This window comes from Streptomyces sp. NPDC027672 (assembly GCF_055566335.1).
Map to the genome: position 1 here is coordinate 144,647 of NZ_JBVHSO010000010.1, position 16,925 is coordinate 161,571.

The following is a 16,925-nucleotide window of genomic DNA, read 5'->3' on the forward strand; positions in this document are numbered from 1 at the left end:
CCGCCATACGGATAACCTCGTCCCGTGGCCGACATCCAGATTCCCGCTGACATCAAGCCCGCCGACGGACGTTTCGGCGCGGGCCCCTCCAAGGTGCGCACCGAGGCGCTGGACGCCCTCGCCGCCACCGGTACGTCCCTGCTGGGCACGTCCCACCGGCAGGCGCCGGTCAAGAACCTGGTCGGCAAGGTGCGCGAGGGCATCTCCGAGCTGTTCTCCCTGCCCGAGGGCTACGAGGTCGTCCTCGGCAACGGCGGCTCCACCGCCTTCTGGGACATCGCCACGCACGGCCTGATCGAGAACAAGTCGCAGCACCTGAACTTCGGCGAGTTCTCCTCCAAGTTCGCCAAGGCCGCGAAGCTGGCACCCTGGCTGGCCGAGCCCACCGTCATCGCCTCCGACCCGGGCACCCACCCGGAGGCGCAGGCCGAGGCCGGCGTCGACGTCTACGCCTTCACCCACAACGAGACCTCCACCGGTGTCGCCATGCCGATCCGGCGCGTGGCCGGCGCCGACGAGGGCGCGCTCGTCCTCGTGGACGCCACGTCCGGCGCGGGCGGCCTCCCGGTGGACATCGCCGAGACCGACGTCTACTACTTCGCCCCGCAGAAGTCCTTCGCCTCCGACGGCGGCCTGTGGATCGGCGTCTTCTCCCCGGCCGCGATCGAGCGCGCCGAGCGCGTCCACGCGTCCGGCCGCCACATCCCGGAGTTCTTCTCGCTCCCCACGGCGATCGACAACTCCCGCAAGAACCAGACGTACAACACCCCGGGCCTCGCCACGCTGTTCCTGCTCAACGAGCAGTTGGAGTGGATCAACGGCCAGGGCGGCCTCGCCTGGTCCACGGCCCGTACGAAGGACTCCTCGACCCGCCTGTACACCTGGGCGGAAGAGGCCAAGTACGCCACCCCGTTCGTCTCCGACCCGGCCAAGCGGTCCCAGGTCATCGGCACGATCGACTTCGCCGACGAGATCGACGCCGCCGCCGTCGCCAAGGTGCTGCGCGCGAACGGCGTCGTGGACACCGAGCCGTACCGCAAGCTGGGCCGCAACCAGCTGCGCATCGCGATGTTCCCGGCGATCGACCCGGCGGACGTCGAGGCGCTGACGCGCTGCGTCGACTACGTCATCGAGAAGCTCTGACCTCTCGGATACGACGACGAAGGGCGCCCGGTGACAAACACCGGGCGCCCTTCGTGTCTACTACGCGCTGCCTATGCGAACTGCCGGATGAAGGTCCGCCAGGCCTCCCGGGAGAGAGTGAGGAGGGGGCCGTCCTGCTGCTTGCTGTCGCGGACGGCACGACCGCCGGGCGCCGTGTCGGCGACCTCCACGCAGGCGTTTTCCTGCCCCGAGTACGACGACTTCCAGAAGGGGCTTACGACCTCGGTCACGATGTGTCTTCCTTCAGGCTCCGCAGTATGCCCCGGATGAGTTTCGCACTCGCGTCCGGTGCCAACGCCGCCGATCGTAGTAGGTCGAACGCATTGGCATAAGCGGCGAGATCCTCTGGTCCCTCAAGGACCGACGCGCCGCGCAGATTATCCATGGCGACCGCTTCGACCGTCGGCTCGTCGTCGAAGCTGAAGGAGTAGAAGGCGGACGAGTAGCCGGCCAGCGCACCCGCGCTGAACGGCAGCACCTGCACCGTGACGTTCTTCCGCTTACCGATCTCCAGGATCGCGGACAACTGCTCCTGGTGGACCTCCACGTCCAGCAGCGGATGAGTGAGCACCGACTCCCAGAGGATGGCCGTGTACGACGCTCCGCCTTCCTCGATCTTCGCTTGCCGCGCGAGCCGCACCTTCACCAGTTGGGCGGCGCGTTCCGGGTCGAGGTAGTGAGGGCCACCGGCGATGACGGCTTCCGCGTAGGCCGGAGTCTGCAGGAGTCCCGGCACCATGATCGGCTGCCACTCGCGGATGTACGTCGCGTCGTCCTCCAGCGCGATGTGGTCCAAGTAGTCCGGCCGCAAGTGCTCCGCGTGTTCGAGCCACCAGCCCCGGTTCTTGGAGTGCTTGGCCAACTCCTCCAGCTTGGCGCGCACTTCCGCATCGGCGACACCGTACGCGTCCAGCAGCAGGCGCACTTCGATCACACGCGGTGTGGCGTGTCCGCTCTCGATGCGGCTGATCCTGGCCTGACTCGTGGCGATCACCTCGGCGGCTTGCGGCTGGTCCAGCCTGGCGGCCTGTCGGTATTGCCTGAGTGCCGTGCCAAGTCGCCTGCTGCGCACGGTCGGTCGTCCACCTGCGGGCATGGAACCTCCCTTTCTCCCGGCGAAACCCTGCCACATCGAAGGTTCCGGAAGAGCACGCATAACTCGATCGAGTGAAACGCCTGCATGTATTTCTCGGTTTTCATTGCGGCGATGCTGCATGTATTTCTAGGTTCAGCCGCATGCCAACCATCGAAACCTTCCGCATCCCCACCCGCCGCCAGCACGTCCCGACCGCGCGGCACTACGTCCGCAAGGCGCTCGCGGACTGGGGCATCACCGGTGACCTGGCCGACCGGGCGGTCCTCTCGGCGAACGAACTCGTCACCAACGCCGTGGCCCACTGCCTGGTGTCCCACGCCCGCGTCCGGGTCACGCTCATCCTCTGCGCCCGGGAACTGGTCCTGGAGGTCTCCGACCCGGACCGGGACCGGCTGCCCCGGCCGCGTCACCCCGGCCCCGACGAGGAGGGCGGACGCGGCCTCGCACTGGTCGCCGCGCTGGCGGACGCGTGGGGCCACCGGCAGGAGCCGTACACCAAGACGGTGTGGGCCCGGTTCGCGCTGACGCCGGCGGAGTAGACCCTCGTACCTGGCTTCAGACCTTGATGCTCCGGCGGACCCGTGCGATCACCTGTTGTGCCTCGGTGCCGAAGACGGCCGACTCGGCGAAGGTGTCCCAGACGCGGCGGTAGAGAGCGATCGTTTCGGCATCGTCCAGCCAGAGTTCGGCGTGCCAGTCCTCGACCACGACCAGGCGGTCGTCGAGCATCGTGAAGGGGTTCCCCGGCGGGATGCGGAGTTCCGCGTCCAGGGGCAGGATGCCGAGGCGCACCGTGTCCATGCCGACCACGCCCGACAGCCGGTCGAGTTGGGCGACGAGTACCTCCGCCGGACACACCCGGGCCCACAGGGCCCCTTCCCACATCAGCAGGTTGAGCCGTTTACCGGGCCGGTACAGCCACTCCTGCCGCTTCATGCGAGCCCTCACGGCCTCTTCCATGTCCCTTGGAGAGGACCGGAGATCCGTGTAGCGCTCGAAGACGTAGCGGGCGTAGTCGGCGGTCTGGAGCATGCCGCTGACCAGGTTGTTCTCCCACATGTGCAGGACACGGGACTCCGCGACGAGTGCGTTCCAGGTCTCCTGCACGGGGCGGTGGCCCGCCGCCAGCTGGCGCCGCCAGGAGCGGACGTGGCTCTCGAAGCCCCTGAGCCGGGAGCGGAGTTCGGCGAAGGCGTCCGGCTGCCCCACGGCTTCGGTCCACGCCCGCAGGTCGTCGTCCGTGGGAGTCTGTCTGCCGTTCTCCAGCTTGCTGACCTTCGACTGCGGCCACCCCAGCCGCTGCGCCAGTTGGATACCGGTGAGCCGGCCAGCAGGGCATTCGATCCGCAGTTCCCTGAGCTTGCGCCCCAGTTCCTCGCGTGCCCTCTGATAATCCGTGCTCACCGGTCTCCGCTCTATCCCCTGTGCGTCGCCTCCGCCATGAACCGCTTCCACGGTACGGCGTGGTGCCAGGCAGCATCCCGCACCATGCAGCAGCGCACCACTTCCGCGGGCTCGGTGATCAGATCCACGTGCGTGAGGTTGTCGTCGTCATCGAACCGCAGGAGCGCGATGAGGCGGCTGTCGAACAGCCAGAAGTCCTCGGCGGGCAGCCGGAGCCGGTCCGCGTCCGCACGCCACATGTTGCGGATGTCCTCGCCGAGGCCGACGTTCCACCTGGCACTGTCGAGGAGGTACCGCTGGCCGGTGGTGGCGGGCTGGTCCACGATGCGTACTCGCTCGACCCGCCTGCCCTGCGCGGTGTGCCCGCGGATCGTCTCGGTCCACCAGCCGTAGACCGAGTCCGAGTCCGGCCCCTCGCCGATCGTCCCGTTCTTGATGAACCGGTCCCACCGGTCGCCCGCTTCGTCGCTCGCGTACCGGCGGCGTGTCTCCAGGCGCCATGCCGTGTGCTCGAACTTCTCGAACAGGGTGTGGAACTCGTCCAGGTCGATCGTCCGCACCTGCCGCGTGCGCTCCTTCGGGGTCCAGTCGACCAGAAGGTCCCGCGGTACGACCACGGCGACCTCCCCCTCCGACAAGTGCCGGAGCTGCGCGATGTCCTCCGCATCGGCGAGCGGCGGGCCGTGCACGATCACCTCTCCGCTGTCCAGATCCTCATGCACGGACGGGCATCCGGTCACACCGCTTCCCGTCCCGTTGAACCGCAACCTGCGTGCCACGATCAACCACCCCCTGGGTGTCGACTACGTTCGCACCCAGCTTTTCGGTGCCTGTGCGTGAAAGTCCATGCATCCAGAGTGACCATGCGAGAATAATGGAGAATATTCGCCGCCTTGCTGCTCCCCCGCCTCCTACCTTCCTCACCAAGGCCACACCCCCCTAAGGACTCCGCGGCAGCGGAGCAGGAAGGTGCACCCATGGTGAACGGAATCGACCTGTACGCCCTCGATCTCGGCGGCGCCTCGTTCGTGACGGCGTGCGGAGGGAGTACTCATCCGGACGGGGAGGCGTGCGTGACGCTGGCCCGGATCGGGGAGGACGTCTGGGCCCTCGGGGACAGCAAGCGCCCCGACCTGGAGCCGTTGCGGTTCACCTCGGAGGAGTTGAGCGTCGCCGGAATCGATCCGACGCGGTTCGGTCTGGCTCTCTGAGCGTCCCGTCGGTCAGGAGTTCCCGCCGGTTCCGGGCCGTCCGCGTGCGGGCCGGGACCGGCGGGGACGGCAGCGGAGAGGTCCCGTGCACCACCACGCCTACCTCTGGACCGGGCCCAAGGTCCGCTTCGACCAGGAGGCCCTGCGGCGGCCCCCTCACCCGGAGCCGCCCCCGCCCGGCAGCGGTCCGGAGCTGATCCAGCGTTACCGCGCGGCCGTCGCCGAGTTCCCGGTCTCGGAGCTGCCTCCGCTGGAGACCGCCCACTGGCTGGTCAAGCCGCGCTCGCTGGTCCGCGGAAGCTGGGCGGAGCCGGACGCGGCGGCCGCATGGGTCCGCGATCAACTGGACGCGTACGCGTCCCGGTTCGCGGCGCCCGCGCAGCGGGACCGCGACCGGCTCGGCGGCCTGGTCGCCTCCGCCCGGCAGCGGCTCGCGGCCGGCGGTGACGTGTCGCTCGGGTTCTACCTCGAACGGCCCGTCTATCTGTCCCTGGCCGTGGTGACCTGCGAGCCCAATCGCGCGCGGCCCGGTCTGGCCTGCCCCCTGCGGTGAGGAGGGCGCCCGGGGTCGTGCGTGGCCGGGCGCCCTTCGGTTATGTGGCTGTGCAGGTCAGCGTCGGTGTTGTTGCGCCGCCCGGGGTCGCTCCGAAGCCGAAGGTGGCCGAGCTTGCGGGTGCCACGGTGCCGTTGTGGGCCGCGTTCACGGCTGTCACGGTGGCGCCGCTCTGGGTGTAGCCCGCGTTCCACAGGGACGTGATCTTCTGGGCGCCGGCCCACGTCCACGTCACCTTCCAGGACTTCAGGGCCACGGTGCCGGTGTTGGCCACCTTCACCTCGGCGTTGAAGCCGCCGCCCCAGTCGCTGCTGACGGTGTACGAGGCGGTGCACGCGGGCGTGTTGCCACCGCCACCGCCACCGCCGCCTCCGTCGCCGCCACCGCCGCCGGTACCCGGGAACAGCGGTGCCTTGACGCTCTTCAGGTACCCGTCCTTCACGGTGTCGACGGTCGTCCAGTCGTCCTTCAGGATGCCGCCCGTGTCACCGGAGTTGGGGTTCAGGGACCAGTACGTCCACTGGAAGGAGTCGGCGCCGTACGCCGAGGTCGGCCGCAGGTAGTCCGCCAGCGCGGCCAGCCACTTCTGGTCGACGGCCGACTGGAGCGTCGTACCGAACTCGCCCACCCACACCGGAGCGATGTTCTGCTTGAAGAGGTAGCCCCAGTACTTGTCCCACACGCCCGGCATGTTGGCCGGGAACGAGGGATCGCTGAACCACGTCTGCTGGGCGACGCTCGTGGCGTAGTCGTGGGCGGAGTAGACCACCCGGTTGGGCACGCTGAGCTGTACCGGGTACTGGCCGGCGCCCATCAGGTTGCCGCCCCACCAGCCGGACACGCCGTCGTACGTCTGGACGCCCTCGACGAAGACGAGCAGGTCCGGGTTGACCGACAGGACCGCGTTGCCGGCGCGCTGGGCGGCCAGGCGCCAGTCGGTGGCCTGGTCGCCGCAGCCCCAGCAGGCCGGGTCGTGCGGCTCGTTGTGCAGGTCGATGCCGATCACCGTGTTCTGGCCGAGGTAGCGCGTGGCCATCGCCTTGAGGTTGGTGATCCAGGTCGACTCCGGTACGGACGCGGTGTACCAGAGCGCCGACTGGCCGCCGGAGTCGGGCCGGTGCCGGTCCAGGATGACCTTCAGGCCGTCCTGGCCGGCGTAGGCGACGATCCGGTCCAGGACCTGGAGGGACGTGAGGCCCTGGAGGTCGGCGTTCTTGGTGTAGTCGATGCCGCTGGGGGCGGCGCCGGCCTTGAGGATGTCGTCGCTGTACGGGATGCGCAGGGTGTTGTAGCCCAGCGACCTCACCTGGTCGATCATGCCCTTGTAGTCGCGGGTCCACAGGCCGTGGACCACCTGGTTGCTGGTCTCGAAGCCGAACCAGTTGATCCCGGCGATGCGCACCGGCTGGCCGGCCGCGTCCAGGATCTGCCTGCCGCTGGTGTGCCAGTACCCGGCTCCGGGAGCGGCGGCGGCCGTGGGCGCGTCGGTCGCCTGTGCCGCGTACGCCCCGGCCAGGGGCAGGAGGAGCGCCGCCGCCGCGGTGCACAGCGCCCTTCTCAACGTGCGGAACATGTCTCGGTTCCTCTCGGGAGGCGCGGCGTCGAAGCTGGTATGGGAGCGCTCCCAAGTGCCGCGCAGGCACAGGAAACCGAGACAACATGAGCACGTCAAGACTTGCGGCACACCTCGGTACACAGCGCGCGCCACGGCACCGGTGACCTCACTCCCCCGCCGGAGACCGGGATTCCTTTTCCTGCCGAAAACCAGCGGAAGGAACAGAATGGTGATGTTCCTCCGCCGTCCTCCGCCGTCCTCCGCTTCCCAGGGTTTCCTCCCACTTCCCCCGCCACTCCGCCCACGCTTCGAGGAGCCTCTCCGTGACCGTGTCCGCCCGCCGCCGCGCCGTCCTGACCCTCCCGGTTCTCCTGACCGCGCTCGGCACCGGCGCTGTGCTGCCGGTGGCCGCCGCCTCGGCCGCTCCCGCCGCGCGGACCGCCGTGGCGGCCCCCGCGTCCCCTCCGGACGCCCGTTACGCGGGCAAGGCCGTCGCCCTCGGCAAGGACCTGGTGGCCGTCCTGCGCAACGACCCGGAGGCGGGCGGCCCGGAGGCGTGGATCCGTGCCGTCCGGCCGCACTGGCGGCCGGGCGACGCCTACACGTACCGCGTCCTGGCCAAGCTGGACCGCACGCACACCGCCTCCGCGCTGCGCGGTCTCTCCCTGCGCCTGACCGGCACCGGCGGCTCCGCGCCCGCGCTCCGGGTGACCGGCGCCGAGGGCGGCCCGCACACCTTCGCGCTCCCCGGGGCGGGCACCCCGGACGCCCGGGGCTGCACGATCGTCACGGAGCACTCCATCGGGGCCGGGACCGTCGCCGTCCTGAGCAACGGCCCGGCCGGACCGTCGGCGTTCTTCGAGGACGCGGGCGACGGCACGCGCTTCGCCGGCGTGATCGACCGCGCCCGGCCCGCACTGCCGAGGAGCGCCGGGTTCGCCGCCCGCATCGTGCACCCCGACGGGCCGGCTCCCCGGCTCGTCACCACCATGGAGGGCGGCGGCCACCCGGCCAGCACGACCCCGTTCCCGGCACCGGGGTGCGTACGGTGACACCGCGGGCCGGCCGGGACCCCCGGTAGGCGGGACCGCCGGGGCGGCGCGGCGGACGGTACGGCGTGACTGCCGGGCTGTCGGGACCGCCGGACCCCCGGGACCGCTGGTCTGCCAATACCGCCGGGTCAGCCGGCACCGCCGGACGGCACCCGGGCCCGCGCACCCAATCTCACCCCCGCCGGCCCCCTGACCCCGCCCCCCGCCAGTCGCCTCAGCTCCGGCGCAGCCACCGCAGTCCGAGGAACGCGGCCACGCCCGCCGCCAGGATCACCGCGCCCACCGTGAGGCTCGGGGTGCCGCCCTCGTCCTCGGCGGAGTGCGGACTCCCGCTCGCGGACGGGGAGTTCGCGGGACGTTCGGGTGCGTCCTTCGCCTGTACCGTGCTCTCCGCGCCCTCGCTGCCGTACATCAGCTCCGTGCCGTCGGCGGAGTACGACACGGACTCGCCCTGCCCCTGGAACGGCACGTTCAGGCGGCCCTTGCGGGTGATCCGGCCGTCGTTCCAGTCGTAGTAGACACCGCCGAAGTAGCCGCGTACGGCGAGCTGCCGGCCGTCCGGCGAGAAGGCGGCGTCGGTGGCCCACAGGTCGACGGGCGGACCCGGCTTGAAGACGTTCGCGCCGGACGTGGAGAGCGTCTCCGGGCCCTCGTACAGGTGCCCGCCCTCCTCGTTCTTGTCGATGATGTAGACGCGCCCGGTCTTCGGGTGCACGAGCAGCGACTCGGCGTCGCGCGGCCCGTCCTCGTACTTCACGACGTACTGCGTGGCCGTGACCGTCTGGTCCGTCAGCCGCTTCGGCTCGGGCAGCCGGTAGATCCACACGTACGGCCACTTGCCGCCGAAGTTGTCGCCGATGTCGCCGACGTAGATCTCGTTGTGCGGGCCGAGGGAGATGGCCTCGACATCGCGCGGGGAGCCGATGCCGCGCAGGGTGATCCGGGCGACGGTCCGGCCGGTGGCGCTGTCGACGGCGTACAGGTACGGCCCGTCGTCGCTGTCGTTGTGCGTCCAGTAGATCCCCGGGTGCTGCCGGGACGCGGCGAGCCCGCTGGACTCGGTTATCCGGGGGTCCTTGATGGTGAAACCCTGGTCGCCGGTGTTCCCGGCGGCCGTCGGGGCGGCGGAGGCGGGCAGCGCGCAGGCACCGGTGAGCAGGGCCCCGGCGAGTACGGCGAACGGTCGACGCATGCGCCAAGCCTGCCATTCCCGGCGGGGGTCCGGGGGACGTGGTCCGCCTCACAGTCCCCGCCGATCCCCCGGGCCGCGGCCATCGTCCATCATGAGCGGATGCTCAGGTTCATGCCCGTCGGTGACTCCATGACGATCGGAAGCGCGGGCGAACACACGTGGCGTTACCGGCTGTGGCGGCACCTGTGCACGGCGCACGGCGGCCCGTTCACGTTCGTCGGCCCGCGCGAGACGCTGTACGACAAGCAGACCGACGCCCCGACGTCCCTCGGCTACGCCGATCCCGGTTTCCCGCGCGCCCACCTCGCGGGCTGGGGCGAGGGCTGGCTGCACATGGCTCCGCTGATCGGCGAGGCGGTGCGGGTCCACCGCGCCGATGTGCTGCTGGTCTCGCTCGGCCTGATCGACCTGGGTTTCTACACGAACGCCGAGCAGACGGCGGAGAACGTGCGGGCGTTCATCGCGGGCGCGCGGGAGGCCGGGCCGCGCGTCCGGATGGTGCTGCTGCCGGTCGTCCCGAACGTCCGGGCCGCGTCCGACGCGCTCTTCGCCGAGCAGGTGGACCGGTTCAACGTGCTGCTCGCCAAGACGGTCGCCGACCTGGACGAGCCGCGGTCGCCGCTGCTGCTGGCCTCGCCGCCGCGGGGCTGGGACCTCCACACCCACACCTACGACGGCACGCATCCCAACGCCCGCGGGGAACACCTGATCGCGGAAGCGTTCGCGGGGGCGATGTGGGAGGGCTGGGGCGTGGGACAGGCGTACGGAGCGGGCACGGACTGACCGGAACCCGGCGTCTCCCGGCCCCGGTGCCTATCGTTGTACCGCGCGGTCGCGCCTGTTCGTGGAGCGGCCGGGGAGGAGCGCCACGATGACCGTCCTCGGAGACAGGATCGAGATGGCCGACGCGGACACCGACACCCGGCGTCTGGACGAGTGGTTCGAGCGTCTTGAGCGGATGCCCGTCCCCGAAGGATTCAGGGTCGAGATCGTCGGGGGCACCGTTTTCATGACGCCGCAGCGGGACACGCACTGGGTGATCATCCGCCGCATCGTGCGGGCGCTGGAGGACAGGTTCGGAGTGGACGCCAAAGTGTTCTCCGATGTCCGCATCGACTTCCCCGGCGACACCAACGGATTCTGCCCGGATGTCGCCCTGCTCAAGGACTCGGCCGAGAAGGACGCGACAGGACACTGGCGGTACCGGGACGTGGAGTTCGTCGCCGAGGTGATCTCCCGGGGCACCGCGGCCAACGACTACGGCCCGAAGAAGGCCGCCTACGCAGCCGCCGAAGTCCCCGTGTATGTCATCGCCGATCCCTACAAGGGCATGTGTTACGTCTACACCCACCCCAAGGAAGGCGATTACCTCACGAGGACGAAGGCCGGCTTCGGGGAGTCCGTCGATCTGACCGGCACCCCGCTCGGGCTGGTCCTGCGGACCGACGCCTTTCCCCGGGACTGACGACGCGTCCGTGCGTACCGCGTCCCGTCCGGTCCTCTCCGCGGGGGCACGGCGGGCGCGTCCGGCCGGAAGCCCTTGCCTAGAGCGCACTCCAGGCCGTTGGCTGGTGGACCATGGAGTACACGCAGCTCGGACGCACAGGACTCAAGGTCAGCCGGCTCGTCCTCGGGACGATGAACTTCGGTCCGCAGACCGACGAAGCCGACAGTCACGCGATCATGGACGCGGCGCTGGACGCGGGCATCAACTTCTTCGACACCGCCAACGTCTACGGCTGGGGCGAGAACAAGGGCCGGACCGAGTCCATCATCGGCAACTGGTTCGCCCAGGGCGGCGGCCGGCGGGAGAAGACCGTCATCGCCACCAAGGTGTACGGCAACATGGACCCGGACGGCGGCTCCGTGTGGCCCAACCACGACAAGCTCTCCGCGCTGAACATCCGGCGCGCGGTGGACGCCAGCCTCAAGCGGCTCCAGACGGACCACATCGACCTCTACCAGTTCCACCACATCGACCGGAACACCCCGTTCGAGGAGATCTGGCAGGCGATCGACGTCCTCGTCCAGCAGGGCAAGATCCTCTACGTCGGCTCCAGCAACTTCCCCGGCTACAAGATCGCCCAGGCCAACGAGGCCGCCGCCCGCCGCGGCGGCACCATCGGGCTGGTCAGCGAGCAGTGCCTGTACAACCTCGCCGAGCGCCGCGCCGAGATGGAGGTCATCCCGGCCGCGCAGGACTACGGCCTCGGGGTCATCCCCTGGTCGCCGCTGCACGGCGGGCTGCTCGGCGGGGTCATCCGGAAGGAGGTCCAGGGCGGACGCCGCGCCGCCGGCCGGGCCGCCGACACGCTCAAGGACCCGGCGACCCGCGCGCAGATCCAGGCGTACGAGGACCTGCTCGACAAGCACGGCCTGGAGCCCGGCGAGGTGGCCCTGGCCTGGCTGCTCACCCGGCCCGGGGTGACCGGCCCGATCGTCGGCCCGCGCACCGCCGGACAGCTTGAGTCGGCGCTGCGGGCGGTGGAGCTGGAGCTGAGCGAGGAACTGCTGACCGGCCTGGACGAGATCTTCCCGGGCCCGGGCCCGTCCCCGGAAGCCTTCGCCTGGTAGGCACCGCGCGGCAGGCACCAGCGGCAGGCACCGCCGGGGGGCCGGCGGCCCGCCAGGGGTGCGGGGAGGCGGGGAACCGCGCGATCCGCCGCGGCGCGCCCGCGGCCGGAAACGGCGGCGGTTCCCCGGCCCCGCGCCCGCCCCGGCGCGCCCTAACGCACAGCCGACGTCAGGGCCACCACGACGAACAGAAGAACAAGCGCACCGGCCATGATCCGGTTCCGGGTTTTCGGGTCCACGTCTTCGAGACTAACCGCCCGCGCCCAGTGCCCAGCGCCCGACCACCTCGTACCGCGGCTGCTCCCCCGGCACCCCGGACGCCGGCAGCCGGCTGCGCACCAGCGTCATCTCGGTGACCTGCCAGCTCCGCCCGGCGTACGCGCCCAGCAGCTCCACCTGCGGCCGGACGTCCACCGGGCCCCGGCCGCGGGCGACCGTCAGATGGGCCTTGTAGGGCCGGTGCTCGTCCGTCGGCACGCCCGCCTTCCGCGCCGCCGCCTGCGCCCGCCCGGCCAGCAGGCTCAGCTCCTCCACGTCGCCGCGGGCGCCCGCCCACAGCGCGCGGCCCTGGCCGAACCGGCCGCCGCCCGCGATGGCGAGGGTGAAGGGCGCGGCACGGCGGGCGGCGCGGGCCAGCCGGTCCGACAGGGCGGGTACGACGTCCTCGGCGACCTCGCCGTAGAAGGCGAGGGTGAAGTGCCAGCCGGGGCGTTCCGTCCAGCGCAGCCGGTCGGCGCCCGGCAGCCCCCGCAACCGGTCCACCTCGGCGGCGAACTCGTCCGCGATGTCCTCCGGGGGCAGTACGGCGGCGAAGAGTCTCATGGCTTCCACCCTCCCAGAACCGGCGGGCATGATGGGCCGATGGAGATCATCATCCGGGACGGCGGCCCCGGCGACCTGCCCGCGATACTCGGCATGTTCGACAGCGGTGTGGAGTGGCTGGTCTCACAGGGGCGCACCCGGCAGTGGGGCACCGAGCCGCTGTCGCAGCACGAGAAGACGGTGGAGGCGCTGGTGCGGGCCATGGACGAGGGCGCGACGTACCTCGCCGAGGCCGACGGCGTGCCGGCGGCCTGTCTCGTCCTCACCGACGGGCCCGGCCCCCACCTGTCCCACCTGCCGCCGCCCGGCGAGCCCGAGCGGTACGTCCGCTGGCTCGCCTCCGACCGCCGCTTCAAGGGCCGGGGCACGGGCGGCGCGCTGCTCGCGCACGCCGCCGAGGTGACCCGGCGGGCCGGCGTGGGCCTGCTGCGCGTGGACTGCTACGCCGGGGACGACCGCGCGCTCGTCGCCTACTACCAGGCCCACGGCTTCACCCCGACGGACAGCTACACCCACGGCCCGGACGCCTGGCCGGGCCAGGTACTGGCCCGGCGGGTCGACTAGCCTGCCCCCTCACGCGGCGACCGCCGTCCGGCCGGGTCACGCCGACCGGTCCCGGTCCCCCAGGCCGTACGGCCGGGGCACGCGGCGACCGGTCCCGGTCCCGGTCCCACGGACCGTCCGGCCGGGTAAGGCGATCGGTCCCCGGGCCGCACGGCCCGGGTCACGCTGCGGTCGTCAGCCGTTCCCGGTCGCGCGGGACGAAGCGGACCCGGGGGTGGCCGCCGTACCAGCCGACCGACAGCCGCAGGCCGCCGATGCGGGTCAGGACGAGGCCGATCGCGGCGGCCGCGACGGCCGACACCACACCGCCGGCCGCGAAGCCGATCCGGGCGCCGTAGGTGTCGGTGATCCAGCCGACCACGGGCGCGCCCAGCGGCGTACCGCCCATGAACACCATCATGAACAGCGCCATCACCCGGCCGCGCATGGCCGGGTCGGTGGCCATCTGCACGGCCGTGTTCGCGGTGACGTTGACCGTGAGGCCGAACATGCCGATGGGCACCATGAGCAGCGCGAACAGCCAGTACGACGGGGCCGCTGCGGCCACCGTCTCCAGCGTGCCGAAGGCCAGCGCGGCGGCGATCAGCACGCGCAGCCGGGCCGTGCCGCGCCGGGCGGCCAGCAGGGCGCCGACCAGGGAGCCCACGGCCATCAGGGTGTTGAAGAGGCTGTAGGCGCCGGCGCCGGAGCGGAAGACGTCGTCGGCGTAGGCGGACAGCCACACCGGGAAGTTGAAGCCGAACGTGCCGATGAACCCGACCAGGACGATCGGCCAGATCAGCTCCGGCCGCTTCGCCACATAGCCGAGGCCCTCGCGGAGCTGGCCCTTGCCGCGCGGGGCGCGCTGGACGACGTGCAGCTCGCGGGCGCGCATCAGCAGCAGGCCGGCGATCGGCGCGGCGAAGGACAGGCCGTTGGCGAGGAACGCCCAGCCGGTGCCCACACCGGTGATCATGAGTCCGGCGACGGCCGGGCCGACGAGCCGGGCGGACTGGAAGTTGGCCGAGTTCAGGCTGACCGCGTTCTGGAGCTGGTCGGGGCCGACCATCTCGGAGACGAAGGACTGGCGGGCCGGGTTGTCGATCACCGTGGCGAGGCCGACGGCGAAGGCGGCGACGTAGACGTGCCAGACCTGGACGTGTCCGGTGAGGGTCAGCGCGGCGAGCGCGAGTCCGGTGACGGCCATCGCGGCCTGCGTGACCAGCAGCGTGGGCCGCTTGGGCAGCCGGTCCACGAGGACGCCGCCGTACAGACCGAACAGCAGCATCGGCAGGAACTGCAGGGCCGTGGTGATGCCGACGGCCGCGGAGGAGCCGGTGAGGCCGAGGACCAGCCAGTCCTGGGCGATGCGCTGCATCCACGTGCCCGTGTTGGAGACGACCTGGCCGGCGAAGAAGAGGCGGTAGTTCCGGATCTTCAGCGAGCTGAACATCGAGGACTTGCGGGCCACGGCTGTGGCAGGGCTCGGTGCGGGGGCGGAAGGTGCTCCGGATCCCGGACTCAACGGCGTTCGCCTCCTTCGGTGGTGCGCTTACAGGTGTGCGAGTTTCTCCAGCACCGGGGCGGCGGCGCGCAGGCTGGCCCACTCGTCCTCGTCGAGGCCCTCGACCAGGCCGGCCAGGAAGGCGTTGCGCTTGCGGCGGCTCTCCTCGAGCATCGCCTCGGCCTGCTCGGTCTGGGTGACGACCTTCTGGCGCCGGTCCTCGGGGTGCGGCTCCAGCCGGACCAGCCCCTTGGCTTCGAGCAGCGCGACGATGCGGGTCATCGACGGCGGCTGTACGTGCTCCTTGCGGGCGAGTTCGCCCGGCGTGGCGGAGCCGCAGCGGGCCAGGGTGCCGAGCACCGACATCTCGGTGGGGCTCAGCGACTCGTCGACCCGCTGGTGCTTGAGGCGACGGGACAGCCGCATCACGGCGGAACGGAGAGCGTTCACGGCGGCAGCATCGTCGCCATGGGTAAGGTCCGGCATGTTCTTTAGCGTAACTCATTACTCTGACTAAAGACCACCGGGGCGTGGGCGGCGGCCCGTGACGCCCGCCACTGCGCCGGTCCCGTGCTCCGGCACCGCGCGGCGGGAACATGAATGAGCGCCCGGGACCGTGTGGTCCGGGCGCTCATCCGTCTTCGTGTGCGTCAGGGTGGGGCTTACGTGAGGCCCAGGGCCGGCATCAGGTAGTAGAAGGCGAAGACGGCCGAGACGGCGTACATCGGCACCGGGATGTCCCGGGCCCGCCCGGCGACCAGGCGCAGCACCGTGAAGGTGATGAAGCCCATGCCGATGCCGTTCGTGATCGAGTAGGTGAACGGCATCATCAGCATCGTCACGAAGGCCGGGACGGCGATGGTGTAGTCCGCCCAGTCGATCTCCTTGACGGAGTTGGACAGGATCAGGAAGCCCACCGCGATCAGCGCCGGGGTGGCCGCCTGGGACGGGACCATGGTGGCGATCGGCGTGAGGAACAGCGCCACGGCGAACAGACCGCCCGTGACCACGTTCGCGAGGCCGGTGCGCGCGCCCTCGCCGACGCCCGCCGTGGACTCCACGAAGGCGGTGGTGGCCGACGAGGAGCTGGCACCGCCCGCGGCGACCGCGAGGCCGTCGACCAGCAGGACCTTGTTGATGCCGGGCATGTAGCCCTGGGCGTCGGTCAGCTTGGCCTCGTCGCTGATGCCCATGATCGTGCCCATCGCGTCGAAGAAGCACGACAGCAGGACCGTGAAGACGAAGAGGATGCCGGTCAGCACGCCGACCTTGGAGAAGCCGCCGAACAGGCTGACGTGGCCGACCAGGCCGAAGTCGGGCGTGGCGACCGGGTTGCCCGGCCACTTCGGGACGGTCAGGCCCCAGGACGGGATGGTGGCGACCGCGTTGACGATCACCGCGAGGACGGTCATGCCGACGATCGAGACGAGGATCGCGCCCGGCACCTTGCGGACGATCAGCGCGAAGGTGAGCAGCACGCCCAGGACGAAGACGAGCACCGGCCAGCCGAGGAGATGGCCGCCCGTGCCGAGCTGGAGCGGGACGGTGGTCTGGGCGGCGTCCGGCATCCGGGTGACGAACCCGGAGTCGACCAGGCCGATCAGCATGATGAACAGGCCGATACCGATCGAGATCGCCTTGCGCAGGCCGAACGGCACGGCGTTCATCACGCGCTCGCGCAGCCCGGTGGCGACCAGCAGCATGACCACGAAACCGGCCAGGACGACCATGCCCATGGCGTCCGGCCAGGACATCCGGGGCGCGAGCTGGAGCGCGACGACCGAGTTCACGCCGAGGCCGGCCGCGAGCGCGATCGGCACGTTGCCGATGACGCCCATCAGCAGGGTGGAGAACGCGGCGGTCAGCGCCGTCGCCGTCACCAGCTGGCCGTTGTCCAGGTGGTGTCCGTACATGTCCTTCGCGCTGCCCAGGATGATCGGGTTCAGCACGATGATGTACGCCATCGCGAAGAAGGTGGCCAGACCGCCGCGGACCTCGCGCACGACGGTGCTGCCGCGCTCGGAGATCTTGAAGTAGCGGTCGAGGGCGCCGAAGGCGGGCGCACCGCCCGGCTTCTCGGGGGTGGGGACCTTGGCGGGTGCCGAGGTGGACATGCGTGACCTCATCACCAGCGGGGTTCCCCCGAGCCCCGTTGGAGTTTCATACGAGCGGAAGTGGTCAAAGACAAACGGTTTCAGTATGAAGGTATGAAGCTGAAGATCGCTATCTCCGCGCGTAGACAGTGGCGGCGCTTA

The 16,925-nt window shown here is 70.9% G+C and carries 19 protein-coding genes; 9 read left to right on the top strand and 10 right to left on the bottom strand.

Annotation, left to right across the window (positions count from 1 at the left end):
• Positions 1 to 24: 24 nt before the first annotated feature.
• Complete coding sequence (gene serC / locus ACZ4SV_RS24350; protein WP_365871208.1) at positions 25 to 1,143, top strand: phosphoserine transaminase; 1,119 nt, start codon at positions 25 to 27, stop codon at positions 1,141 to 1,143.
• Between the two features lie 71 nt (positions 1,144 to 1,214).
• On the opposite strand, the gene ACZ4SV_RS24355 is transcribed toward serC, so the two are convergent.
• Together ACZ4SV_RS24355 and ACZ4SV_RS24360 are read right to left on the bottom strand one after the other, a co-directional pair.
• Positions 1,215 to 1,394, bottom strand: coding sequence for a DUF397 domain-containing protein (locus ACZ4SV_RS24355; protein ID WP_468006386.1), 180 nt, complete (start codon positions 1,392 to 1,394; stop codon positions 1,215 to 1,217).
• The gene (locus ACZ4SV_RS24360) at positions 1,391 to 2,260 is read right to left on the bottom strand and encodes a helix-turn-helix domain-containing protein (protein WP_397937673.1); all 870 of its coding nucleotides are present in this window, start codon (positions 2,258 to 2,260) and stop codon (positions 1,391 to 1,393) included. Before ACZ4SV_RS24360 ends, ACZ4SV_RS24355 begins: the two co-directional genes overlap by 4 nt.
• Before the next feature lie 140 nt (positions 2,261 to 2,400).
• Here ACZ4SV_RS24360 and ACZ4SV_RS24365 point away from each other — a divergent pair, with 140 nt between their 5' ends.
• Positions 2,401 to 2,799: an ATP-binding protein gene (locus ACZ4SV_RS24365; protein ID WP_397937671.1), complete on the top strand. Its 399-nt coding sequence runs from the start codon at positions 2,401 to 2,403 to the stop codon at positions 2,797 to 2,799.
• 16 nt (positions 2,800 to 2,815) lie between these two features.
• On the opposite strand, the gene ACZ4SV_RS24370 is transcribed toward ACZ4SV_RS24365, so the two are convergent.
• Together ACZ4SV_RS24370 and ACZ4SV_RS24375 are read right to left on the bottom strand one after the other, a co-directional pair.
• The gene (locus tag ACZ4SV_RS24370; protein ID WP_468006387.1) at positions 2,816 to 3,664 is read right to left on the bottom strand and encodes a helix-turn-helix domain-containing protein; all 849 of its coding nucleotides are present in this window, start codon (positions 3,662 to 3,664) and stop codon (positions 2,816 to 2,818) included.
• Between the two features lie 11 nt (positions 3,665 to 3,675).
• On the bottom strand, positions 3,676 to 4,443 hold the full coding sequence (locus ACZ4SV_RS24375; RefSeq protein WP_468006388.1) for a DUF6879 family protein: 768 nt from the start codon (positions 4,441 to 4,443) through the stop codon (positions 3,676 to 3,678).
• Positions 4,444 to 4,641: 198 nt separating this feature from the next.
• Here ACZ4SV_RS24375 and ACZ4SV_RS24380 point away from each other — a divergent pair, with 198 nt between their 5' ends.
• Together ACZ4SV_RS24380 and ACZ4SV_RS24385 are read left to right on the top strand one after the other, a co-directional pair.
• Entirely contained in the window at positions 4,642 to 4,875 is a 234-nt protein-coding gene (locus ACZ4SV_RS24380; protein ID WP_365871220.1) for a DUF397 domain-containing protein, read from the top strand.
• A gap of 85 nt (positions 4,876 to 4,960) precedes the next feature.
• Positions 4,961 to 5,428 carry a hypothetical protein gene (locus ACZ4SV_RS24385; protein WP_468006389.1) on the top strand — a complete coding sequence of 156 codons (468 nt, stop codon included), beginning with the start codon at positions 4,961 to 4,963 and terminating at the stop codon, positions 5,426 to 5,428.
• A 40-nt stretch (positions 5,429 to 5,468) separates the two neighbouring features.
• Here ACZ4SV_RS24385 and ACZ4SV_RS24390 read toward each other — a convergent pair whose 3' ends face one another.
• Positions 5,469 to 7,001: a cellulase family glycosylhydrolase gene (locus ACZ4SV_RS24390; RefSeq protein ID WP_468006390.1), complete on the bottom strand. Its 1,533-nt coding sequence runs from the start codon at positions 6,999 to 7,001 to the stop codon at positions 5,469 to 5,471.
• A 305-nt stretch (positions 7,002 to 7,306) separates the two neighbouring features.
• On the opposite strand from ACZ4SV_RS24390, the gene ACZ4SV_RS24395 reads away from it, so the two are divergent.
• The gene (locus tag ACZ4SV_RS24395; protein WP_468006391.1) at positions 7,307 to 8,035 is read left to right on the top strand and encodes a hypothetical protein; all 729 of its coding nucleotides are present in this window, start codon (positions 7,307 to 7,309) and stop codon (positions 8,033 to 8,035) included.
• 214 nt (positions 8,036 to 8,249) lie between these two features.
• Here the strand turns inward: ACZ4SV_RS24395 and ACZ4SV_RS24400 are convergent, their stop codons facing one another.
• Positions 8,250 to 9,227, bottom strand: coding sequence for a WD40 repeat domain-containing protein (locus ACZ4SV_RS24400; RefSeq protein ID WP_468006392.1), 978 nt, complete (start codon positions 9,225 to 9,227; stop codon positions 8,250 to 8,252).
• Positions 9,228 to 9,326: 99 nt separating this feature from the next.
• On the opposite strand from ACZ4SV_RS24400, the gene ACZ4SV_RS24405 reads away from it, so the two are divergent.
• The 3 genes from ACZ4SV_RS24405 to ACZ4SV_RS24415 all read left to right on the top strand — a co-directional run bounded on the left by ACZ4SV_RS24405 (position 9,327) and on the right by ACZ4SV_RS24415 (position 11,801).
• On the top strand, positions 9,327 to 10,010 hold the full coding sequence (locus ACZ4SV_RS24405; protein ID WP_468006393.1) for a GDSL-type esterase/lipase family protein: 684 nt from the start codon (positions 9,327 to 9,329) through the stop codon (positions 10,008 to 10,010).
• Positions 10,011 to 10,098: 88 nt separating this feature from the next.
• Positions 10,099 to 10,692, top strand: a complete 594-nt coding sequence (locus ACZ4SV_RS24410; protein WP_468006394.1) for a Uma2 family endonuclease — start codon at positions 10,099 to 10,101, stop codon at positions 10,690 to 10,692.
• 113 nt (positions 10,693 to 10,805) lie between these two features.
• Positions 10,806 to 11,801 carry an aldo/keto reductase gene (locus ACZ4SV_RS24415; RefSeq protein ID WP_468006395.1) on the top strand — a complete coding sequence of 332 codons (996 nt, stop codon included), beginning with the start codon at positions 10,806 to 10,808 and terminating at the stop codon, positions 11,799 to 11,801.
• Positions 11,802 to 12,050: 249 nt separating this feature from the next.
• On the opposite strand, the gene thpR is transcribed toward ACZ4SV_RS24415, so the two are convergent.
• Positions 12,051 to 12,623: an RNA 2',3'-cyclic phosphodiesterase gene (gene thpR / locus ACZ4SV_RS24420; protein WP_468006396.1), complete on the bottom strand. Its 573-nt coding sequence runs from the start codon at positions 12,621 to 12,623 to the stop codon at positions 12,051 to 12,053.
• A 39-nt stretch (positions 12,624 to 12,662) separates the two neighbouring features.
• On the opposite strand from thpR, the gene ACZ4SV_RS24425 reads away from it, so the two are divergent.
• Positions 12,663 to 13,187 (top strand): GNAT family N-acetyltransferase, encoded by a 525-nt coding sequence (locus ACZ4SV_RS24425; RefSeq protein ID WP_468006397.1) that lies wholly within the window; start codon positions 12,663 to 12,665, stop codon positions 13,185 to 13,187.
• Positions 13,188 to 13,347: 160 nt separating this feature from the next.
• Here ACZ4SV_RS24425 and ACZ4SV_RS24430 read toward each other — a convergent pair whose 3' ends face one another.
• The 3 genes from ACZ4SV_RS24430 to ACZ4SV_RS24440 all read right to left on the bottom strand — a co-directional run bounded on the left by ACZ4SV_RS24430 (position 13,348) and on the right by ACZ4SV_RS24440 (position 16,784).
• Positions 13,348 to 14,691, bottom strand: a complete 1,344-nt coding sequence (locus ACZ4SV_RS24430; RefSeq protein WP_468006398.1) for an MFS transporter — start codon at positions 14,689 to 14,691, stop codon at positions 13,348 to 13,350.
• 27 nt (positions 14,692 to 14,718) lie between these two features.
• A complete protein-coding gene (locus ACZ4SV_RS24435; protein WP_468006399.1) occupies positions 14,719 to 15,156 on the bottom strand; it encodes a MarR family winged helix-turn-helix transcriptional regulator in 438 nt (145 codons plus the stop codon).
• 176 nt (positions 15,157 to 15,332) lie between these two features.
• Positions 15,333 to 16,784 (bottom strand): NCS2 family permease, encoded by a 1,452-nt coding sequence (locus ACZ4SV_RS24440; protein ID WP_365871240.1) that lies wholly within the window; start codon positions 16,782 to 16,784, stop codon positions 15,333 to 15,335.
• Positions 16,785 to 16,925 lie beyond the last annotated feature (141 nt).

Excerpts from the sequence above, each read along its gene's own strand:
- thpR (WP_468006396.1), bottom strand. The coding sequence starts at position 12,623 with ATGAGACTCTTCGCCGCCGTACTGCCCCCGGAGGACATCGCGGACGAG.
- ACZ4SV_RS24415 (WP_468006395.1), top strand. The coding sequence starts at position 10,806 with ATGGAGTACACGCAGCTCGGACGCACAGGACTCAAGGTCAGCCGGCTC.
- ACZ4SV_RS24410 (WP_468006394.1), top strand. The coding sequence starts at position 10,099 with ATGACCGTCCTCGGAGACAGGATCGAGATGGCCGACGCGGACACCGAC.
- ACZ4SV_RS24405 (WP_468006393.1), top strand. The coding sequence starts at position 9,327 with ATGCTCAGGTTCATGCCCGTCGGTGACTCCATGACGATCGGAAGCGCG.
- ACZ4SV_RS24380 (WP_365871220.1), top strand. The coding sequence starts at position 4,642 with ATGGTGAACGGAATCGACCTGTACGCCCTCGATCTCGGCGGCGCCTCG.
- ACZ4SV_RS24435 (WP_468006399.1), bottom strand. The coding sequence starts at position 15,156 with ATGCCGGACCTTACCCATGGCGACGATGCTGCCGCCGTGAACGCTCTC.
- ACZ4SV_RS24360 (WP_397937673.1), bottom strand. The coding sequence starts at position 2,260 with ATGCCCGCAGGTGGACGACCGACCGTGCGCAGCAGGCGACTTGGCACG.
- ACZ4SV_RS24400 (WP_468006392.1), bottom strand. The coding sequence starts at position 9,227 with ATGCGTCGACCGTTCGCCGTACTCGCCGGGGCCCTGCTCACCGGTGCC.
- ACZ4SV_RS24365 (WP_397937671.1), top strand. The coding sequence starts at position 2,401 with ATGCCAACCATCGAAACCTTCCGCATCCCCACCCGCCGCCAGCACGTC.
- ACZ4SV_RS24440 (WP_365871240.1), bottom strand. The coding sequence starts at position 16,784 with ATGTCCACCTCGGCACCCGCCAAGGTCCCCACCCCCGAGAAGCCGGGC.
- ACZ4SV_RS24425 (WP_468006397.1), top strand. The coding sequence starts at position 12,663 with ATGGAGATCATCATCCGGGACGGCGGCCCCGGCGACCTGCCCGCGATA.
- ACZ4SV_RS24390 (WP_468006390.1), bottom strand. The coding sequence starts at position 7,001 with ATGTTCCGCACGTTGAGAAGGGCGCTGTGCACCGCGGCGGCGGCGCTC.